The organism is Chryseobacterium sp. MHB01, assembly GCF_034651565.1.
Classification (GTDB): domain Bacteria; phylum Bacteroidota; class Bacteroidia; order Flavobacteriales; family Weeksellaceae; genus Chryseobacterium; species Chryseobacterium nepalense.
Genome location: NZ_JAYEDA010000007.1, coordinates 173,912 through 193,281, shown reverse-complemented (window position 1 = coordinate 193,281; position 19,370 = coordinate 173,912). Strand labels below are relative to the sequence as shown.

At 36.0% G+C, this 19,370-nt stretch carries 20 protein-coding genes; 10 read left to right on the top strand and 10 right to left on the bottom strand.

Features of this window, described 5'->3' with window-relative positions; translation table 11 throughout:
- Positions 1 to 36: 36 nt before the first annotated feature.
- The 3 genes from U9K52_RS13195 (at position 37) to U9K52_RS13185 (ending at position 3,526) form a co-directional block, all read left to right on the top strand.
- Positions 37 to 2,625 carry a putative LPS assembly protein LptD gene (locus U9K52_RS13195; protein WP_323673797.1) on the top strand — a complete coding sequence of 863 codons (2,589 nt, stop codon included), beginning with the start codon at positions 37 to 39 and terminating at the stop codon, positions 2,623 to 2,625.
- A gap of 68 nt (positions 2,626 to 2,693) precedes the next feature.
- Complete coding sequence (locus tag U9K52_RS13190; RefSeq protein WP_029297852.1) at positions 2,694 to 3,074, top strand: RidA family protein; 381 nt, start codon at positions 2,694 to 2,696, stop codon at positions 3,072 to 3,074.
- Complete coding sequence (locus tag U9K52_RS13185) at positions 3,074 to 3,526, top strand: hypothetical protein (RefSeq protein ID WP_248390098.1); 453 nt, start codon at positions 3,074 to 3,076, stop codon at positions 3,524 to 3,526. The genes U9K52_RS13190 and U9K52_RS13185 overlap by 1 nt, the downstream gene beginning before the upstream one ends.
- A gap of 60 nt (positions 3,527 to 3,586) precedes the next feature.
- Here U9K52_RS13185 and U9K52_RS13180 read toward each other — a convergent pair whose 3' ends face one another.
- A complete protein-coding gene (locus tag U9K52_RS13180; protein ID WP_322926970.1) occupies positions 3,587 to 5,119 on the bottom strand; it encodes a trypsin-like peptidase domain-containing protein in 1,533 nt (510 codons plus the stop codon).
- A 353-nt stretch (positions 5,120 to 5,472) separates the two neighbouring features.
- Between U9K52_RS13180 and U9K52_RS13175 the strand changes: the two genes are divergently transcribed.
- Together U9K52_RS13175 and U9K52_RS13170 are read left to right on the top strand one after the other, a co-directional pair.
- A complete protein-coding gene (locus U9K52_RS13175; RefSeq protein ID WP_322926969.1) occupies positions 5,473 to 6,837 on the top strand; it encodes a rhodanese-related sulfurtransferase in 1,365 nt (454 codons plus the stop codon).
- 106 nt (positions 6,838 to 6,943) lie between these two features.
- Positions 6,944 to 7,522, top strand: a complete 579-nt coding sequence (locus U9K52_RS13170; RefSeq protein WP_322926968.1) for a 5-formyltetrahydrofolate cyclo-ligase — start codon at positions 6,944 to 6,946, stop codon at positions 7,520 to 7,522.
- On the opposite strand, the gene U9K52_RS13165 is transcribed toward U9K52_RS13170, so the two are convergent.
- Both U9K52_RS13165 and U9K52_RS13160 read right to left on the bottom strand, forming a co-directional pair.
- Entirely contained in the window at positions 7,468 to 8,052 is a 585-nt protein-coding gene (locus U9K52_RS13165) for a hypothetical protein (RefSeq protein WP_322926967.1), read from the bottom strand. The genes U9K52_RS13170 and U9K52_RS13165 overlap by 55 nt on opposite strands.
- Positions 8,036 to 9,199: a hypothetical protein gene (locus tag U9K52_RS13160; RefSeq protein ID WP_322926966.1), complete on the bottom strand. Its 1,164-nt coding sequence runs from the start codon at positions 9,197 to 9,199 to the stop codon at positions 8,036 to 8,038. Before U9K52_RS13160 ends, U9K52_RS13165 begins: the two co-directional genes overlap by 17 nt.
- A gap of 184 nt (positions 9,200 to 9,383) precedes the next feature.
- Here U9K52_RS13160 and U9K52_RS13155 point away from each other — a divergent pair, with 184 nt between their 5' ends.
- Positions 9,384 to 9,650 (top strand): hypothetical protein, encoded by a 267-nt coding sequence (locus tag U9K52_RS13155; RefSeq protein ID WP_263601672.1) that lies wholly within the window; start codon positions 9,384 to 9,386, stop codon positions 9,648 to 9,650.
- Between the two features lie 91 nt (positions 9,651 to 9,741).
- Here the strand turns inward: U9K52_RS13155 and U9K52_RS13150 are convergent, their stop codons facing one another.
- Positions 9,742 to 10,509 (bottom strand): RNA methyltransferase, encoded by a 768-nt coding sequence (locus tag U9K52_RS13150; RefSeq protein ID WP_322926965.1) that lies wholly within the window; start codon positions 10,507 to 10,509, stop codon positions 9,742 to 9,744.
- 105 nt (positions 10,510 to 10,614) lie between these two features.
- Positions 10,615 to 12,123 (bottom strand): DNA recombination protein RmuC, encoded by a 1,509-nt coding sequence (gene rmuC, locus U9K52_RS13145; protein WP_322926964.1) that lies wholly within the window; start codon positions 12,121 to 12,123, stop codon positions 10,615 to 10,617.
- Between the two features lie 165 nt (positions 12,124 to 12,288).
- Between rmuC and U9K52_RS13140 the strand changes: the two genes are divergently transcribed.
- Complete coding sequence (locus tag U9K52_RS13140; protein ID WP_322926963.1) at positions 12,289 to 12,948, top strand: SGNH/GDSL hydrolase family protein; 660 nt, start codon at positions 12,289 to 12,291, stop codon at positions 12,946 to 12,948.
- Between the two features lie 5 nt (positions 12,949 to 12,953).
- On the opposite strand, the gene U9K52_RS13135 is transcribed toward U9K52_RS13140, so the two are convergent.
- The 5 genes from U9K52_RS13135 to U9K52_RS13115 form a co-directional block, all read right to left on the bottom strand.
- Positions 12,954 to 13,709 (bottom strand): DUF5995 family protein, encoded by a 756-nt coding sequence (locus U9K52_RS13135; protein ID WP_263601668.1) that lies wholly within the window; start codon positions 13,707 to 13,709, stop codon positions 12,954 to 12,956.
- Between the two features lie 84 nt (positions 13,710 to 13,793).
- Positions 13,794 to 14,384 (bottom strand): hypothetical protein, encoded by a 591-nt coding sequence (locus U9K52_RS13130; protein ID WP_322926962.1) that lies wholly within the window; start codon positions 14,382 to 14,384, stop codon positions 13,794 to 13,796.
- A 4-nt stretch (positions 14,385 to 14,388) separates the two neighbouring features.
- Positions 14,389 to 14,901 (bottom strand): YciI family protein, encoded by a 513-nt coding sequence (locus tag U9K52_RS13125; RefSeq protein WP_263601666.1) that lies wholly within the window; start codon positions 14,899 to 14,901, stop codon positions 14,389 to 14,391.
- A gap of 5 nt (positions 14,902 to 14,906) precedes the next feature.
- Positions 14,907 to 16,085, bottom strand: coding sequence for a nicotinate phosphoribosyltransferase (gene pncB, locus U9K52_RS13120; RefSeq protein ID WP_263601665.1), 1,179 nt, complete (start codon positions 16,083 to 16,085; stop codon positions 14,907 to 14,909).
- 87 nt (positions 16,086 to 16,172) lie between these two features.
- On the bottom strand, positions 16,173 to 16,649 hold the full coding sequence (locus U9K52_RS13115) for a Dps family protein (RefSeq protein WP_322926961.1): 477 nt from the start codon (positions 16,647 to 16,649) through the stop codon (positions 16,173 to 16,175).
- Between the two features lie 107 nt (positions 16,650 to 16,756).
- Here U9K52_RS13115 and U9K52_RS13110 point away from each other — a divergent pair, with 107 nt between their 5' ends.
- The 3 genes from U9K52_RS13110 to rpsG all read left to right on the top strand — a co-directional run bounded on the left by U9K52_RS13110 (position 16,757) and on the right by rpsG (position 19,369).
- Positions 16,757 to 18,346 (top strand): hypothetical protein, encoded by a 1,590-nt coding sequence (locus U9K52_RS13110; RefSeq protein ID WP_322926960.1) that lies wholly within the window; start codon positions 16,757 to 16,759, stop codon positions 18,344 to 18,346.
- Positions 18,347 to 18,456: 110 nt separating this feature from the next.
- Entirely contained in the window at positions 18,457 to 18,870 is a 414-nt protein-coding gene (gene rpsL, locus U9K52_RS13105) for a 30S ribosomal protein S12 (protein WP_027381287.1), read from the top strand.
- A gap of 22 nt (positions 18,871 to 18,892) precedes the next feature.
- Positions 18,893 to 19,369, top strand: coding sequence for a 30S ribosomal protein S7 (rpsG, locus tag U9K52_RS13100; protein WP_169231334.1), 477 nt, complete (start codon positions 18,893 to 18,895; stop codon positions 19,367 to 19,369).
- Position 19,370 lies beyond the last annotated feature (1 nt).

The following is a 19,370-nucleotide window of genomic DNA, read 5'->3' as shown; positions in this document are numbered from 1 at the left end:
AGCCTTAATTGTATATAAATAAATATAACAAATAAATTGGTCAAAACCGTCTCCAAAAATATATTACAAATTTTAATTATCCTAATTTTTAACAATTTTTTAGCACAGGAAGCTCCCGAAAAATTGACTAAAAATACGGTTAATGATACTATTCCCAAACAAGATACTGTTGTTCTGAAGAAAGAGCCTCTCGAAAGTGTTCTTCAGACCAAAGCAGATTATAACCGCCGGGATTTTCAGAAAAAAATGATTTATCTGAACAAGAATGCACAGGTAAAATACCAGGATGTTCAGATCGATGCGGATTATATTTCCATCGATGAAACCAAAAGTCTTATGTACGCGCGCGGGAAGCAGGATTCTTTGGGAAGATATATCGAGCCCGCTGTTATTACACAAGCCGGTAAAAAATATGAAACCGACGAGTTTCAGTACAATACAAAAACAAAAAAGGCTATCGCATTTAATGCCAGGACCGAGGAAAATGAAGGGGTCATTGTTGCTGAAAAGACAAAGAAATATAATGATTCTGTTTTCGCCATGAGGCGGGCGGATTATACAACCGATGATTATTTCATTAAAAAGAAAGATACTACGGCAGACTATTTTTTGCGTGCTTCCAATATTAAACTGGTTAAAACAAAAAATAAATCTTCTATCATCTCAGGACCTATTCAGATGTATATCGAACAGGTTCCTACTCCGTTAATCATGCCATTTGCGATTTTGCCGTTCTCAGACAAAAGGTCTGCGGGAATCCTGATTCCGAGTTTCGGGGAAAGGCAGGATGTCGGCTTTTTCCTGAACGGACTGGGATACTATCAGCCGATTGGAGAGCATTTTGACCTTAAGATTCTGGCCGATATTTATACAAAAGGAAGCTGGAACTTACGCCCGGAAATGAACTATGTCAAGAAATACAGGTATTCCGGAAACTTCTCCGCAGATATCGGAACGGCGGTGCGCGGAATTAAAGGATTGGATGATTACGGAAAAACAAGTACCTACAGAATTGCGTGGAGACATACTCAGGATACCAAATCAAATCCGTTTCTTAATTTTTCTGCGTCGGTAGATATTGTGAGTACCAAATTCTACAACAATACCCTGAACAACAATTATATTTTAAATCAAAACGTATTAAATACCCAGCAAAATTCAACCGTAACGGTTACTAAGAGATTTTTGAGATTACCGGCAACCATTACAGCAACAGCATCTTATTCCCAGAACTTTGCTACCGGATTGTCAGATCTTCGTCTCCCGCAGATGAATGTGGCAATTAATCAGTTTTATCTTTTCGGCTCCAAAACCGGAACAAGAACAGGATTGCTGGAAAATATCACGGTAAATACTGGAATCAACCTTACCAATTTTGTTCAGACGGATGAAGGAGAACTTTTCAAAGCGGCGATGTGGGATAAATTGCAGACCGGACTGAAAAATAATATTGCCTTAGGAACCAATACCACCATCGCGAAATATTTCACATTCAGTTTAGGAGCTAATATCGATAATGCTTTAACGACTAAAACTGTTAGAAAATATTATGATCCTATAGCCAACAAAGCTATTACGGCAACCGATAAAGGAGTTGCGGGATATTCTACTTTTTCAACGACGGCGAGTATTCAGACTACTTTATACGGGCAGGCAAATTTCAAGAAGGGTTCTGCAATTGAGGCTATCAGGCATATGATGACGCCAAGCATCGGCTTTACCTATTCTCCCGATTTCGGAGGTTCCGGTTTCGGGTATTATAAGAATTATTATGATGCCAACGGAGCTTTAACGCCTTATTCTATTTTTGAAGGCGGTATTGTAGGAACGCCAAGCAGTGGAATGGTAGGCGCGCTGGGATTCAATATCGGAAACAATATTGAAATGAAGGTGAAGTCTAAAAAAGATTCTACGGGAGTAAAGAAGATAAAAATTTTCGAATCTTTAAATCTTTCAGGAAATTACAATTTTGCCGCAAAAGACCATCCTTTTTCCATCCTTACCATCAACGGGCAGTCTTCATTCTTTGATAATAAATTAAGCGTAAACACTAGCTTGTCATTAGATCCGTATAAAATCATTTATCTTCCCGGACAGGATACCGGAATCAGAACGGAAGAACTGGGAGGTTTCAGCGTACAGGGCTTTAATGTTCAGCTGTCTTATCCTTTAAGCAGCGAAATTTTCGGTGAAAAAACAGATTATTCCAAAAAGTACCAGTCGAAAGGGGAGGTGAGAAATGAGAATTATTATTTTGATGATGATAATTATGCTCATTTTGATCAGGCCTGGACCCTGAATGTAAATGCGAATTATGCTTACACAAAAAGCTATGCTTCAAGAACGCCCACGAGATTAGCTTCTGTAGGGCTTGACGGAAGTATTAAGCTCACACCGTTTTGGAATATTAATGCAAGTACTCACTATGATATGGTGACCAAACAATTGGCATATACCAGGATTGGTTTCGCAAGGGATCAGCGAAGTTTTACCATCAATTTTAACTGGGTACCTTTCGGGCAATATAAGGTGTATGATTTCTTTATCGGTATCAAAGCCAATATCTTAAGTGATGCACTGAAATATAAAGACAGAAGTTTTACACAGCCGAATGCACCATTCTAGCATTAGATTTGATATTTGATTATAGAAATAGAATATAAATTTTATATTTGCACCCAAAATAAATTCTAATGAAAAAAATAATCAACACTGTAAATGCTCCTGCAGCAATCGGACCTTATTCACAAGCCAATATGGCAAACGGAATTTTATACATTTCGGGTCAGATTCCTGTAGATCCTGCAACAGGTAAATTGGTGGAAGGAATTGAAAAGGAAACACATCAGGTAATGAAAAATCTTGAAGCTATTCTTACGGAAGCAGGAATGACATTTAAAAATGTGGTGAAAGCAACCATTTTCCTTAAAAGTATGGATGATTTTGCAGTAATGAATGATATTTATGCATCTTATCTTGATGCAGAAAGCTTCCCGGCTCGTGAAACAGTACAGGTTTCCTGTCTGCCGAAAAATGTGGATATCGAAATTTCTATGATTGCTCATCAGGATTAATGAATTTTATAAGAAATACAATTGCGGTTATTGTAGGTCTGGGAATTGCCGGGCTTATTATTACTCTTGGGATAAGGGTGTTTCCGCAATGGATTACTTTTGAAGCTTTTGCTCCCTTTGAGCATTGGGAAAGATTTCTTCAAAGCATGCAGAATGATGATGCATTCTTTGGTTTTCTTTTGTTTATTTCAGGACTGGGAACAACAGTAGGAGGCGTTGCTACGGCGATGATTGTAAAATATGCGAAGGTGGCTTATGCTATTCTAATCGGTTTCATCATGTTGTTTCTGGCTATGCTGGATATTATTATTTTCCCGTATCATCCTACCTTCTATAAAATTTCCATTTTCTTAACTTTTTTTCCGTTTTCATGGATAGGAGGAAAGATTGTAGAAATTATTTATGAACGTAAGAATAAAAGAAGAATTTCCGAAAAAGTAAATCAATCATAAAAACATAAAAAAAACGCTGCCAACGGCAGCGTTTTTTATTGATATGAATGTGAATATTTGTTAAGGCATTTTAAATCCTCTGGTATAAATCTGTCCGTAAGCATCCACAAATTTTACCGATACATTCCCTGAATATTTATCAAGAATCTTTTCTACATCTTTTTGCGAATTCACAGGCTTGCCATTAACCTCAATAACAATATAGTTGTCTACGATTCCTATCTTAGCAATCTCGCTTCCTTCTGTGACATTTGTCGCAATTACGCCACTATTTAATCCGTAATCTGTTTTAAATCTCTCATCAAGAGGTTTGAATTCAGCTCCGATTTTTTCTGTAACACTAAGGTCTGCTTTAGTTCTTGTTGAGGTTCCGCCTTTCTGATCTTTCAGCGTTACGGTAGTCATGTTTTCTTTTCCGTTTCTTACATAAGTTACCGAAACTTTATCACCAGGACGTTTGCTTCCGATAGCTATTGATAAATCTGCAAAATCCGTTATTGCCATATTATCTATTTTTGTAATAACGTCACCAACTTTTATACCTGCATCTTCAGCCCCACTGTTGTCTCCGAACCCGGTTACATATACTCCTGAGCCAGCTTTGATATTGGTTTTTTTCTCTTTATTATAAGCAGCTACCTGCATGTCATTGGATAAATCTAATGACTGTACGCCCAGGAAGCCTCGCTGTACAATACCGAACTTCTTGATATCTTCAATAATTTTTCTTGCTAAATTGGATGGAACGGCGAAACCGTAACCCTGATAATATCCTGTAGTAGACTGTATTGCAGAGTTGATACCGATAAGATCTCCGTTCGTATTCACCAAAGCACCTCCTGAGTTTCCGGGGTTAATGGCTGCATCGGTCTGAATAAAGCTTTCAATAGGGTTGGCAGCTTTACCTTGTGAACTTAAAATTCCGATCCCTCTTCCTTTTGCAGAAACAATCCCTGCAGTTACAGTAGAATTTAATCCAAGTGGATTTCCTACGGCAAGTACCCATTGTCCTACTTCAATATTATCCGAATTAGCAAAATTCAGGTAAGGAAGCCCTTTTTCTTCAATTTTTAATAAAGAAATATCAGTGTTTGGGTCTGTACCTACCAAAGTTGCGATATAAGATTTTTTGTTGCTTAAAACGACCTCGAGTTTATTAGCTCCTGCCACAACGTGGTTGTTTGAAATAATATAACCATCAGGAGAAATGATTACTCCGGAACCCATTCCTGAAGGCATATTATCAGGAACCTGTTGCTGCTGTCGTTGTCTTTGCTGTCCTCTTCCTCCGAAAGGATCCCCGAAAAAGAAATCAAATAAATCCTGCTCGGAAGCTCTGTTGGCCGTTCTGGACTGGTAATTTTTAATGGTTACTACGGCAGGAACAGTAGTTTTTGCTGCTTTCACGAAATCATCACCCACAGCAGATGAATTCATCCCAGCAAAGGTAACATCAGAAGCGGATTTGGTAAAGTATGACTGGTCCGCACTGTTGGAGTCATGATTAAAATATTGTAAGGTTCCAACGGTAGTAGCTCCTGAGATCACTCCTACTACGGCAAATGGTAATAGCTTTTTTAAAGTACTCTTCATTATATATCTTTCTTATTTAATTATTATGTGAAATTTTCATTATTGTTGTGAACAAATTTAATGCTAAATAAGTATGCACTTGGTATGTAATGTTTCAATTTTAACTAAAATTTAACAGCAATTGTAATACTTTATATAGTTTCCTGTAAATTTGAAATCTTAATTAACGAAACTTAAAAAAAACTTAATGACATTATGACATATGGATGTCTTTATTGTCATAAAGTTAAATTTAATGAGTGTTATAACACCAAAACAATACCACGTCACCGGCCGATATGACAATTGTTATTTTTTCAATAGTTAGAAATAATTATCTTTGCAAAAATTTTCTCACTTAAAACGTTTATAGCATGCAACTGTACAACACCTTAAGCGCAGAAGAAAGAGCTCGACTTATAGATGAGGCCGGAAAAGAGCGTCTTACATTATCTTTCTATGCGTATGCCAAAATTGAAGATCCCAAAAAATTTCGTGACGATTTATTTGTAGCCTGGAATGCACTGGATGCATTAGGACGGATTTATGTTGCTCATGAAGGTATTAATGCTCAGATGAGTGTTCCTGCGGATAATTTTGATGCATTTCGTGAAACGCTTGAGGCATATGAGTTCATGCGGGGTATTCGTCTTAATGTAGCAGTGGAGCAGGATAATCATTCATTCTTAAAATTAACCATCAAAGTCAGAAATAAAATCGTTGCCGATGGCCTGAACGATGAAACTTTTGATGTTACCAATAAAGGCGTTCATTTAAAGGCAAAAGAATTTAATGAATTGCTTGAAGATCCTAATACGATTGTTGTAGATTTCAGAAATCACTATGAAAGCGAAGTAGGCCATTTTGAAGGGGCCATCACGCCGGATGTTGAAAATTTCAGAGAAAGCCTGCCTATTATCAACGAACAATTACAGGATTTCAAAGAAGATAAAAACCTTTTGATGTACTGTACCGGAGGAATCCGTTGTGAAAAGGCAAGTGCCTATTTCAAGCATCAGGGTTTTAAAAATGTTTTCCAGCTGGAAGGAGGAATTATTGAATATACCCGCCAGATTAAAGAAGAGGGGATTCAGAGTAAATTTATCGGAAAAAATTTTGTGTTTGACCACAGGTTAGGTGAGCGAATTACCGACGATATTATTGCACAGTGCCACCAGTGCGGAAAACCGTGTGACAACCATACCAATTGTGCAAACGATGCCTGTCATTTATTGTTTATTCAATGTGACGAGTGTAAGACGGCGATGGAAAACTGCTGTTCCACAGAATGCCAGGAAACAATTCATATGCCATGGGAAGAACAGGTAAAACTGAGAAAAGGACTGCAGGTTGGAAATAAAGTTTTCAGAAAAGGAAAATCCGGAGCATTGAAGTTTAAAAAGTCAGGTGATTTACCGGATGTGCCTTTAGCAAAAGCAGCAAAACCTGAAATAAAGGATATCCGCCAGAAAATCAAAATCAAAAAAACATTGATCGGAAAAGCAGAGCATTACTATTCAAAATCTAAAATTGCCCAGTTCTTAATTGAAAATGGGGAGCTTACCGTAGGAGATAAGGTTTTAATTTCCGGGCCCACAACAGGGGAACAGGAAGTGACAATATCTGATATTTTTGTTAACGGAAGTTTTAACAATCTGGCAAAAGCCGGAGATCAGATTACTTTCGGGCTTCCTTTCAGAGTTCGTTTATCGGACAAATTATATAAAATTACCGAGTAATGTTTTAGGCATTGAAACTCCGTAGAGTTTTATTTGTGTAGAACAAAGTTTTGAAAATAATAAAATGGCGCTCCGTAGGAGCGCTATCTTTTTTATAAATTTAACTATGAAAAAGTCTGAGCTTAGAAAAAAATATTTGGAGAAGAGAAAGTTCTTATCTGATGAAGAAATCTTTCAGAAATCTGAAAATATCTTTAAAAATTTTATTGAATATTTCAAGCCTTTACCACAGCAAAAAGCACACATTTTCATTCCTATTAATAAATTCAGGGAAATTAATACCCGGTTTTTCACAAGTTATTTTTTTAGTCGAAATATCAGGGTATTTGTGCCTAAGATAGTTGATACAATGCTGATTTCTGTAGAAATTTTTGAGGATACGGCATTCTCTTTAAATCAATGGGGTATCTTGGAGCCTGTTAGCAATGAGGATTCAGGGATTACAGATTTTGATTATGTAATTACCCCTTTGCTGTATGCTGATAAAAACGGCAATAGAGTAGGATACGGAAAAGGTTTTTATGATGATTTTTTCAGAAATATTTCTGCTGAATCAAAAAAAATCGGAGTTAATTACTTTAACCCCGATGAAAATATCGATGATGTCCGGGAAGAGGACATTTCTTTGGATTATCTGGTTACACCTACCGATGTGCTGTCTTTCTTTAATAAAGGATTGGAATAAAAGTTCAGAAAGAAAAATTTAAACTCCTTTTTTGTATTCGGTGTGGAAACAAGAATGTATTGTGCAGTTTTCTCAAATGTTCCCAACGTTTTATTCTTATTGTCGAAATATTCTACACTAAATTTTGCAAAATCCAGGGTATCCTGATTGTAGATGTCTTTATATACTTCCAGGTTATTTACCTTAACGGTTTTTACCTTCAGGCTGTCCAGCTCATGAAAAAGATTTTTGAAAGTAAGACTGTCAGGTTTATGAAAATAGCTCTGCATCTGGGAATAGATCAGGGTATCAATTTCCGTATTTTTATTTCCGGATAAATACAGTGTTGACAGGTCAAGAAGTTCCTGAACTTTTTGTTTGGTAATGTAATTAATAGCCTGTGCGCTATCCATCTGTACTGCAGGATAGGTTTTGGTATTATTGCTGTTTCGAAGCTTGTCCAGGTCACTTATTTCAGTTTTTTTGTTGTTACAGGAAACAAATGCAAGAAGCAGAACTGTAAATATTAAAAAGTTATTTATTCTTTTCATCTGTTGCAATTTTAAATTTGATGGAGATGATTTTTCCGTTATTGTCTTTTTTCATTTCAATAACACTTAAATTTTTCAGGGATGTAGTAGGGGTTGTTACCAGAGTAATATATTTTTGTTTGTCCAGCCTTTCTATTCCGTAGATATTATTGTCATAAATTTGGTAAATAACAGCATTACTGCTGATGAGACTTTCCAGCTGATTTCTTTTTCTTTTGAGTTCCTCAGGATCTCCATTAGCATCTTTAATAGAGAAATAATAGGCCGCCATCTTATAATCATCCGGTTTCAATTCAATAATTTCTTCATCCGGTGCGTTTTCCAGGCTTCTGTTGATTTCAAGGTACTCATAAAATGGTGAGCTGATCTGCATTTTTAGATTCTTATCTTTCGTAGAGTAATAAAAACATTCTCCAGGCTTGATTTTATAAAGAATCGGGGATTCGTTTTCCTTGATCACTTTAATTTCGATGGTGTTTACAACACCAACCCCTCTGTCTGCGTCAGTGAAACAGTATTTATACGTTTTTGAAAAAATAACATCTTTGAATCCCAAAAGCCCTGTAAGAATTACCAGAACAGAGGTTACAAGAGCCCAGACGTTTTTTCGAACGAAGCTTTTCTTTGGTTTCGACTCATTGGTACTGATTGCGACAGGCGATTCCTGTTTTTGGTTAATTGTTTGATTTTCAGTAGTTGATTTTTGTAAATCTGTATTTTCAGGTGCTTTTCGGTCCTGTTTTTGAACTGAAATTTCATCTGCTGAGAAAACAGGGGATTCTGAAACTGTTTTTTCAATTTCAACAAGATCTTCATCGGTAATTTCTTCGTCATCCTTTAGAAATTCTCCGGCAAAAAGGTGTTGCTTTTTGAATTCGTACCAAGACTCATAACCCGCATAAATACTCAACAAATTAAGCATATCAATTCTGGGTAATTTGGTAACGGGTGAATTTTTAAAATAGGTATAAAAAGATTTTTCGCTGATGTTTCCTTTCGCTTTTTTGCGAAGGTCTTCCTGAAAATAAATGATATCAATTCCCTTCCATTTAGAAATATCATCATAGGAAGGGGTATGTTCTTTCAGGTATTGAGCCTGTACATCCTTTTTCAGCTGCTCAAAGTGTAATAAATCTAAATCAGTCAATTTATTTTAAAATAATTAAATTATTGATTATCAGGTATATTTATTTGTAAATCTATTTTACAAAGGTATTACAATTATTTTTCTTAAACAAATTTTCTATCTGCTATACCTTTGTCTCGTTCAAATAACCGAACAGAGAAAAGATTTTATAAAACAATATTAACAAAATTAAATTTAATTTATTATGAAAAAGTCATTATTCGTAGCTGCTATCGCTGCTATCTCTTTAGTTGCTTGTAAAAAAACTGAAACTAACTCAACTGACGCTGCTAAAGATTCAGTAAACGCTACTGCTGATTCAGCTACTACAGCTATCGATTCTACAGCTGATGCTACTAAGGATTCAGTAAACGCTAACGCTGAAGCTGCTAAAGATTCAGTTAAAGCTGATGCTAAAGTAGCTAAAGAAGAAGTTAAAGCTGAAGCTAAGAAAGAAGAAGCTGCTAAATAATTAAAGCACGCTTTAAAAATAAAAGAACCGCTCACTCAGTGATGCGGTTTTTTTATGCTCAAAATTCTCCAATATGGTAATACTGCAGTTATCAAACTGTTTTTTGTCTCAGTGCTTCATAGCAGGTAATAGCTACGGCATTACTCAGATTCAGTGAATCGATGCTTCCCGTCATAGGAATGAGGGTGTTTTTTCCTTTTCCTATCCAGAAGCCACTCAGGCCAGAATGCTCCGTCCCAAATACCACAGCTGATTTCTCTTTGAAATCTCTTGTATATAGATCTTTTGAACTTTCATCCATAATGGTAGTGTAAATTTCATAACCGTTTTTACTCAGGAACTCTAAAGTCTCCTCATTTGCTGCCTGAAAAACGTTCATTCCGAAAAGACAGCCTACACTTGATCTTATGACATTGGGATTGTAAAAATCTGTTTTTCCGTCGGAAACAATAAGTCCGTCAATCCCAAAAGCTTCACAACTCCTTAAAATGGCGCCTAAATTTCCGGGCTTCTCAACACCCTCTACCACAATGATCGTAGAATCTGCTTTAGGCTTAAATGAAAATAAATCGGTTTCTTTTGTTTTATAAACCCCGATAATTCCTTCTGAGCTTCCGCGGTATGCAATCTTTTCATACACTTTTTCGCTTACAAGATGAATTTTACCTTTTGGAAATTCTTTCTGAAAGATATTTTCACATATGAAAAACTCAACAGGTTCAAAACCGAAGGTTTGTGCCCTCTCATTTTCCTGCTGTCCTTCCACCGCAAAAACTTCCGACTTTTTACGAAATCTGTTATCGGTAAGGAGTTTAGTAATGTATTTTACTTTTTCGTTCTGAAAACTTTCTATTAACATGTTGCAAAATTATGTAAAATCTTTTTAAGATCCCTCTGATAAATGCGCCTTAAGATTAAGCTCCGGCCGAAGGCCGGAGCTTAATCTTAAGACTATATTGATAATTTACTCCCCGGAAATATCAAGATGTACCTGCGAGCTGTCGATAAGGCTCTGAGGGAGTTCTTTTTTGTTCTTTATCCCCAGCTGCTTAAGTTTTTGAGTTTGTATTACCAGATTGTCATTTCCTGTAGACAGCTGTTTAAAAGCATCATTATAAACGTTCTTCGCCAGATCAAGATTTTTACCTACTTTTTCCAGATTATCGATAAAACCGACAAATTTATCATACAGCCGGGCGCCGCGGTCTGCGATTTCCATAGAGTTCCGGTTCTGGTATTCACGTTTCCAGAGATCGGAGATCAGTTTTAGGGAAGTGATCAGATTACTTGGATTCAATAATAAAATCCGTCTTTCGTATGCATAATTCCAGAGATCCTGGTCTGCCTGCATAGCTGCAATATAAGCCGGTTCGCTCGGAATGAACATCATTACGAAATCAAGAGATTTCCCGTAATCATCGTAAGCTTTCTGGCTCAGTTGAGTGATATGGTTTTTGATGGATGACAGATGCTGGTTCAGTTTTATACGATATACATCCTGATCGGCTTCATCCACAAGCTCAGTAAAAGCGGTAAGAGAAACTTTTGAATCAATAATTACATTTCGTTCGTCCGGATATTTTACCACGGCGTCGGGGCGCATTTTCTTACCGGAGAATTCTGAAAACAGTGCTTTATTGTCTTCGTCTCTGAGCTCGTGTTCCAGAAAATATTCCCTGCCTTTTACCAGCCCTGATTTTTCAAGGATGCTTTCAAGGATCATTTCTCCCCAGTTACCCTGCGTTTTGCTTTCGCCTTTCAAGGCACGGGTCAGTTTTTTGGCATCTTCTGAAATTTGCTGATTCAGCTCGGCGAGTTCTTTAACTCTTTCTGCCAGTGAAAAACGCTCTTTATTTTCTTTTTCATAGGCTTCATTAACACGGTTTTTGAGATCAGTAATTTTTTCCTGAAAAGGCTCCAGGATGGTTTTGAGATTATGCTGATTCAGAGTGGTGAATTTTTCTGCCTTTTCTTCTAAAATTTTATTGGCGAGATTTTCAAACTGCAATTTGGATTCTTCCTGAATTTTGGTTATTTCCTGTTTTTGGGTTTCAAGAGATTTCTGTAAGCTTTCATTGATAGCAGAAATTTCAGAGTTTTTTGCAAAGAGTGCCTGTTTCTCTGTCAGAAGACTTTCGATCTGGGAAGTTTGCTTTAAATGTATTTGTTTTTGCTCAGTAAACTGGGTGTTCAATAAGGTGTATTCTGCTGAAATTTTTGCAAATTCATTTTTTAAGTCATTCAAAAGGTCGGTTTGCTGAAGGGTTATTTCTTTATCATTCATGATTTGTAGATTCAGCTCCTGGATTTTGAGATTTGAATTTTCCAGATCAGAATTGCTTTTGATATAAAGATTATTCAGTTCGTCAAAGGATTTTCTTGAAATCATTGACGATTTTAAGGCAAAATACTGAATGACAGACCCGATAAATCCGCCTGCGATACATCCTAATATTAAATATGTGATCTCCATTTTTCAAAATTACAAAAAGCAAAGCTGATTTCTTTTGCGGGAAACCGTAAGTTTTAATTCGGGAATAAAATTTTAAATAGTATTTTATTAAAAGGTTTTACAGCTCGTTTCAAAACGTATATTTGTACTGTTATTATTGCATCCGTTTAATTTAAATATTCTTTAATGAAATTCTTAAGTATTGCAGCTATTATGTTTTCAGCCGTATTGTCAGCACAGGATTTTGCCAATTATGCTAAATATGAAAAACAAAATCAGGAAATTTTATCCCAAAATATTGCTCCGAATACGGTTTTTATGGGTGATTCCATTACAGAGGGCTGGTTTTCTACAGATCCGTCATTCTTTACAAAACATAATTTTGTAGGGAGAGGAATCAGCGGGCAGGTTACTTCGCAGATGCTTTTGAGATTCAGGGAAGATGTTATTAATCTGAAACCGAAACGCGTAATTATTCTTGCAGGAACAAATGATGTTGCAGAAAATCAGGGGCCGATTTCCCTGGATAAAGTATTTGGAAATATTGTTTCAATGGTAGAGCTTGCAGAAGCAAATAACATTAAAGTTGTTTTATGCTCTCTTCTTCCTGCATATGATTTTGGGTGGAGAAAGGATATGCATCCCGCAGAAAAAGTAATTGCCCTCAATAAAATGATTGAGAATTACGCCAAAAAGCGAAATATTCCCTATATAGATTATCATTCCGAAATGAAAGACTCACGGAACGGACTTGATAAAATTTATACGGAAGACGAAATTCATCCTACCGCAAAAGGCTATGAGAAAATGGAATCTATTCTGATTAAAAAATTAGGAATAAAATAGTCTGTTTATAAATTCTTAGTTGAGGCAAGAATCTCAATGTTTTTCACAACATTGTTGCTTTCGCATTTTTTTAATTCTTTAAGCAGGGCTGAAGTTGTAAATTTTGGATTAATAATCTGCGTGGCAACTTTTGCTGCGGCATAATCAATGATGCCAATAACGGATTCACGTAAAAATGCGGGAGTATTTGAAGTGATAACGGCTGATGCCCATGAGGTTTCCCTGGCTTTTGAAATGGCAAAATCCAGAACAGCATTGTCCTTGCCGTTTGAAATTTTATCAACTAAATCTACAGGATAGCAGATTGTATTCAATGAATCCTGAACATTTTGGTTGATCGATGCAATAACGTTGTTGATGTTTTCGAAATCTTTTTTTAAAGGATTAATTTTCCGGTACGGCATAATGGATGCTGCAGAAACTCCGAGGTCAAGATTGATATGAGCATTCATGCCGAGAAAAATATGCTGGAGAATCAACAGGTTTTGATTCTTTGTCGCTTCAAATGCGATATACCATGAATTGGTGCATTTTTTACCTTTGAAATACGCTTCCCATGCCTCAAGATAACGGGTGGCAAAGGCAATGTCAAGCTGTATCATCCTGGGATTGTCCTCGAATTTTTTCTGCTGGATTCCTTTCAGAACCGCTGCGGTCATGATTCGGTAGGTGCAGGCAAAATATCCGATGGGACTTTGGTTTTGCTTAGCCCAAAGGATAATGTCGTCTAATTTTTTAAGAACTTCTTCAATGGTTTTCATGGTTTTGTTTCTTTTAATAAATATAGTAAAACCTCACAAATTATGCGAGGCTGTGTTTGGATAATTTATATAGCTAAGACGCTATTATCTTAGTAAAAGAATAAATATTAAAACATTTAAAACTGTTGCTATAAAAGTTGCAAGAAAGACCACGATATTATCCCTTGTTTTCCGTGTTATTGATTTTATGATCAGATAATTGATGATATAAACCGGAACAAGCAAATAAAAATGAAATGCTGCCAGGAACTCAAATTGATATAAGCATAGGAGAAGAATGACAGAACTTGCAACCGTTGAAACCATAATTCCTAATATACTGAATAGAATCGTGTCCGAATCAACTTTTAGGTTTTCAACATTCTTGCTGATGTGACCATACTTCTGATGAATCATTAAATGGATTTCCTTTTTAGTGTATATATCAGAATCGATCTGTCTGAGGCATTCCAGTTCAAGAGATTTATTCATATAATGCTGATGAATTTCCCGAATAATTCTATTTCTTTCATCCAATGTCTTTTTTTGATCCTCAACTTTTAACTGAAAATCTTCCAAAGAGCCTCTTTTTTTAATCTCTTCTAATAGCTCATTACTTGGCTTACCTTGGTAATCAATTTGATTTTTATATGACTCAATAAGATCTTGCTCTGAAAACTTAGTGTAAAATCCCATTTGATTACGGATTTTCTTTTGCAATTCCCTTATGATGCTTTAAATACATCGGCAACGCAGCCGATCCATACCACGGTAAAATTTCATAACTGAAAACTCCAGCCTGTACGGCGGGATCGGTTTTTACCCATTGTTCTGCTTCTTCTTTTGATTGAGTGTTGAAGATAAACATACCACGATAGTCTTCTTTATTTTTCTCTAAAAAAGGACCTGCAACAACAATTTTCCCTTCGTCGGAAAGTTTCCTGATATTGGCTAAATGTCCTTTCATTAATTCTCCCATTTTGGTTTTATCCTCAACTTTTGCAGAGCCGGTGGTGAGCATTACGATAACGTAAGGCTTCATACCATATTGATCGGCACCAAGCTTTGTGGCAAGTTCCTGATCGAATATAGTTGAAGAACCTGTGTCTGATCCATTCTTTCCGGGCTTTCCCGGTTCACCGTCTTTCCCTCTTGTAATGACACAGGAAAAGAGAAAGGTAGACAGGAACAGTAGTAATAAAAATTTTTTCATAGCGTTTAATTTTTTATTCTTAGAAATTCCTTAGCCAGTTCAATCATTTTAGGATCACCGGTATATTTTCCATGTTCGTCGGAAAGTTTTACGGTAGGGATCCATTCTTTGTTCGGAGCCTGAACACCTATTAATTTCATCACAATGTTCATAGGTTTTAAGCCTACATCATTGGTAAGATTGGTGCCAATTCCGAAAGATACCCCGATTTTTCCTTTGCAGTAATTGGTGATTTCTTCCACTTTTTCAAGATTCAGCCCGTCGGAAAAAATGATATATTTAAATAAAGGATTAATGCCGTGTCTCTGATAATGAGCAATGGTTTTGTCTGTAAACTCAAGCGGATCTCCACTGTCGTGGCGCACTCCATCAAAAAGCTTGGCGAATTTTTTATCAAACTGCTTGAAAAAAACATCCGTGGTATAGGTGTCCGAAAGGGCTACCCCCAGATCACCCCGATAAACATCTACCCAATGTTCAAGAGCCAGTTCGTTAGCCATTTTAAAACCGTATTCTGCGGCGTGAAACATAAACCATTCATGGGCATGGGTTCCAATAGGCTTTACGCCGTATTTCATAGCGAAGTGTACGTTTGAACTTCCAATGAATGTAGAGTTTTTGTTCTGAGTAAGTGCTTCCATTACCAGGTTTTGCACTTTATGAGAATGTCTTCTCCTTGTTCCGAATTCAGCAAAATTAACTCCGAGTTTCTCCAAAGTGGCAGCTTTTTCTAATGTTCTGTTCATGATCACTTCATTAGAATCTCTTTCCATGTGGTTCATTTCATAATGAAGCTCACTGATTAAGGCTAACAAGGGCACTTCCCAAAGGATTGTTCTGTACCAAAGACCTTCCACGGTAACGGAAAGCTCTGTTCCTTCCTGGTGTATTCTTACTTCAGAAGGATCATAATGATAGCCTTCCAGAAAATCAAGGTAAGGTAAATCGATATATGGACAGGTTCTCGCCATATATTTTTTTTCTTCTTTAGTAAGCTTTAGTTCCGCCATCTTATTAACTGCTTCCCGTAAAGCAATATCAAAACCGGCCGGAAACTGGTGTTTTCCGCGGTTGATGAATTCATATTTTACCACAGAACCAGGGAATAGTTTTACCACAGCATTCTGCATGGTAATTTTATAGAAATCATTATCAAGAATAGAATTTAATCGAACGTCGTGCATAATTGTGTAATTTATACGCAAATATAATTAATAAAAATAAAATCACCTAAATGTAAGGTGATTTTTTTAATTGCTGATGCGAATTTATTATTTACCAAGATAAGAGTTGTACATCCACACTTCTTTTTCCTGTTCGGTAATATAGTCGCTCATCTGAGAATTCGTTCCTTCGTCTCCAGCCTGATCTGTGATGTCGAGAAGTTCTCGCTGTAAATCAATCACTACTTTAAAGGAATTAAGAATATTTTCTACACTTTTTGTCGCATCATTTACTTCCAGGCTCTCTTTAATGGTTGCCACTTTCAGATAATCGGAATAATTGTGAGCAGGTGTTGAACCCAAGGTGAGTATTCTCTCTGCGATTTCGTCTATTTTTAATACCAGATTGTTGTATAATTCTTCAAATTTAGGATGGAGCGTAAAGAACTGATCTCCTTTAATATTCCAGTGAGAACCTCTGGTATTCTGGTAAAATATTGAATAATTGGCCAAAAGTACATTCAGCTTTTCAGCTATTTTCTGGCAGTCGTCCTCCTGAAGTCCTATAATATTAGCATTTTTCATATTGATGATAGTTTATTTTTGTACAACAAATTTAAGTAAATATTATGCCGAAATGCTAAAATCGTGATTGATGATACTTATCTTTGAAATTCTTAGAATTAATTTTTATGTTGAGTAAATCTAAGCTTGCCTTAAAAAGCTTTTTCATTTCAATGGCTGTTTTTACAATGGTATGCGCCGGATATTATTTATTATCGGTTTCTAAAACAGATGGCTATTATATCTATCTTATAGATGATGCATATATTCATCTGGCAATGGCTAAAAATTTTGCGCTTCATGAAGTTTGGGGCGTTACCAAATATAAATTTTCCTCCACTTCTTCGTCGCCGTTTTTTACTTATATTCTAAGTTTGCTGATAAAATTTTTTGGAAATACAGACCGGTTTTCCCTTTATGTTAATATTGCTTTTAGTTTCGGGACCGTATATTTTTTAAGCCGGTATTTTTCAGGAATGTTCAGTAATGCTAAATATATCGTAATTTCAGTGCTTTTCACATTGTTTTTTTCAGTTCTGCATCTACAGGTTTTATCCGGAATGGAACATGTTTTCCATGTTTTTTTATTCGTGCTGAATATATACTGTTTATCAACAATTAAAAATAAATTTTCGCTTGCGGGATTTTATCTGTCGTTATTATTGATGGGATTGGTACGTTTCGAAAGCATGTTTTATTTTGTTACGCTTGCTTTTGTCTTTGCTTTAATGAAAAAGTGGAAAGAAACTTTTCTGGTTTTAATAACAGGGTTTATTCCGATTGTTCTTTTTTGCTGGTTTAATTTTCAGCAGGACGGATATTTATTCCCGAACTCCGTAATCGTAAAAGGGACAAAATTAAGCTTCAATTTGAATTTTCCACATCAGTTAAAAGCCATTTTTTTAGATAATTTTTTATTGAATGTAAGTTTTTATAAAGTCGGGTTTTTTCCTATTGTGTTAAGTACTATTTTCATAATAAGGAATTCGAAAGGTAAAAATTTTCAGGATATTATAAGGGGCAATTTTTTGTTAATCGTTATTTCTTTACTGATGATTTTTCATTCCATGTTTGCAGACCTTAAAGGAATGTTCCGTTACGAAGCATACATTCTCACCGGATTTTCAATGGCTCTTATTCCGAAACTTAAAGGTCTTTTTGAAAATTTCAGAAGCTATGTTAAAAAGGAAAAGTTAATTGCCGGAATTGTATTGATAAATATTTTTCTGCTGATTTACAAATTTGCCTTTGCTCACAAAATGCTGGAAAACGGCGGGAAAAATATTTACGAACAGCAAATACAGTCGGCAAAGTTTCTTCATACTTATTATAATGAATCAAAAGTAGTGGCAAATGATATTGGAGCGATTACCTACTTTACGGAGATTCAGTTATTGGATACTGCAGGGCTGGGCTCGTTAGAGACTATTGTCTTTAATGAAAATAAAAGGGTTCCCGATGCAGAATTTCAAAATTTTCTAACGCATTATACGATCAATAATAGATATGATATTGCTGTTATTTATGATGCATGGCTCCATAATAATATTCCTGGGAACTGGAAAAAAGCAGCTGAACTGAAAATAAATAATCCTATTACCGTAGCAAGAGATAAAGTAAGTATTTATACTGTTGATCAAAAAAATCTTGAAAAGCTAAAGGAGAATATCAGAAATTTTAGATGGAACAGAAATATTGAGGTTACTGTAGTAAAGTGAAACGTAAGTATCTGTTAATTAATTTTTAAATAAAAATATTATTTCTGTATAACTGCTTGTTAATTAAAAAAATATTATTATTTTTGCACCCTAAAATAAAAAGCAATTAAATGCCTACTATTCAACAATTAGTAAGAAAAGGAAGAGCCACGCTTGCCAAGAAGAGCAAATCGGCTGCCCTTGATTCTTGTCCACAAAGACGAGGTGTATGTACGAGAGTATATACTACCACTCCTAAGAAACCGAACTCTGCACTAAGAAAAGTTGCAAGGGTAAGACTTTCTAACGGTAAAGAAGTCAACGCCTACATCCCGGGCGAAGGACATAATCTTCAAGAGCACTCGATAGTATTGGTAAGAGGCGGAAGGGTGAAAGACCTACCGGGAGTACGTTACCACATCGTAAGAGGTGCTTTAGACACCGCTGGTGTAAATGGAAGAACACAGAGAAGATCGAAGTATGGAGCTAAGAGACCTAAGCCAGGTCAGGCACCAGCTGCACCAGCAAAAGGAAAGAAAAAATAATCATTAAATAAGGAATAAAACAATGAGAAAGACGAAAGCTAAAAAAAGACCGTTGTTACCAGATCCGAAATTTAATGATCAATTGGTAACTAGATTCGTAAACAACTTAATGCTTGACGGTAAAAAGTCAATCGCATTCAAAATTTTCTATGATGCGTTGGATATCGTAGAAACTAAAAAAGGAGATACTGAGAAAACAGCCCTTGAAATCTGGAAAGATGCATTAACAAACGTTATGCCTCACGTAGAAGTACGTTCCAGAAGAGTAGGTGGAGCTAACTTCCAGATCCCAATGCCAATCAGAGCTGATAGAAAAATTTCTATGGCAATGAAATGGTTAATCAAATATTCTAAAGCTAGAAATGACAAGTCTATGGCTTTGAAACTGGCTAATGAAGTAGTAGCTGCTGCAAGAGAAGAAGGTGCTGCATTCAAAAAGAAAACTGATACTCACAAAATGGCGGAAGCAAACAAAGCTTTCTCACACTTCAAATTCTAAT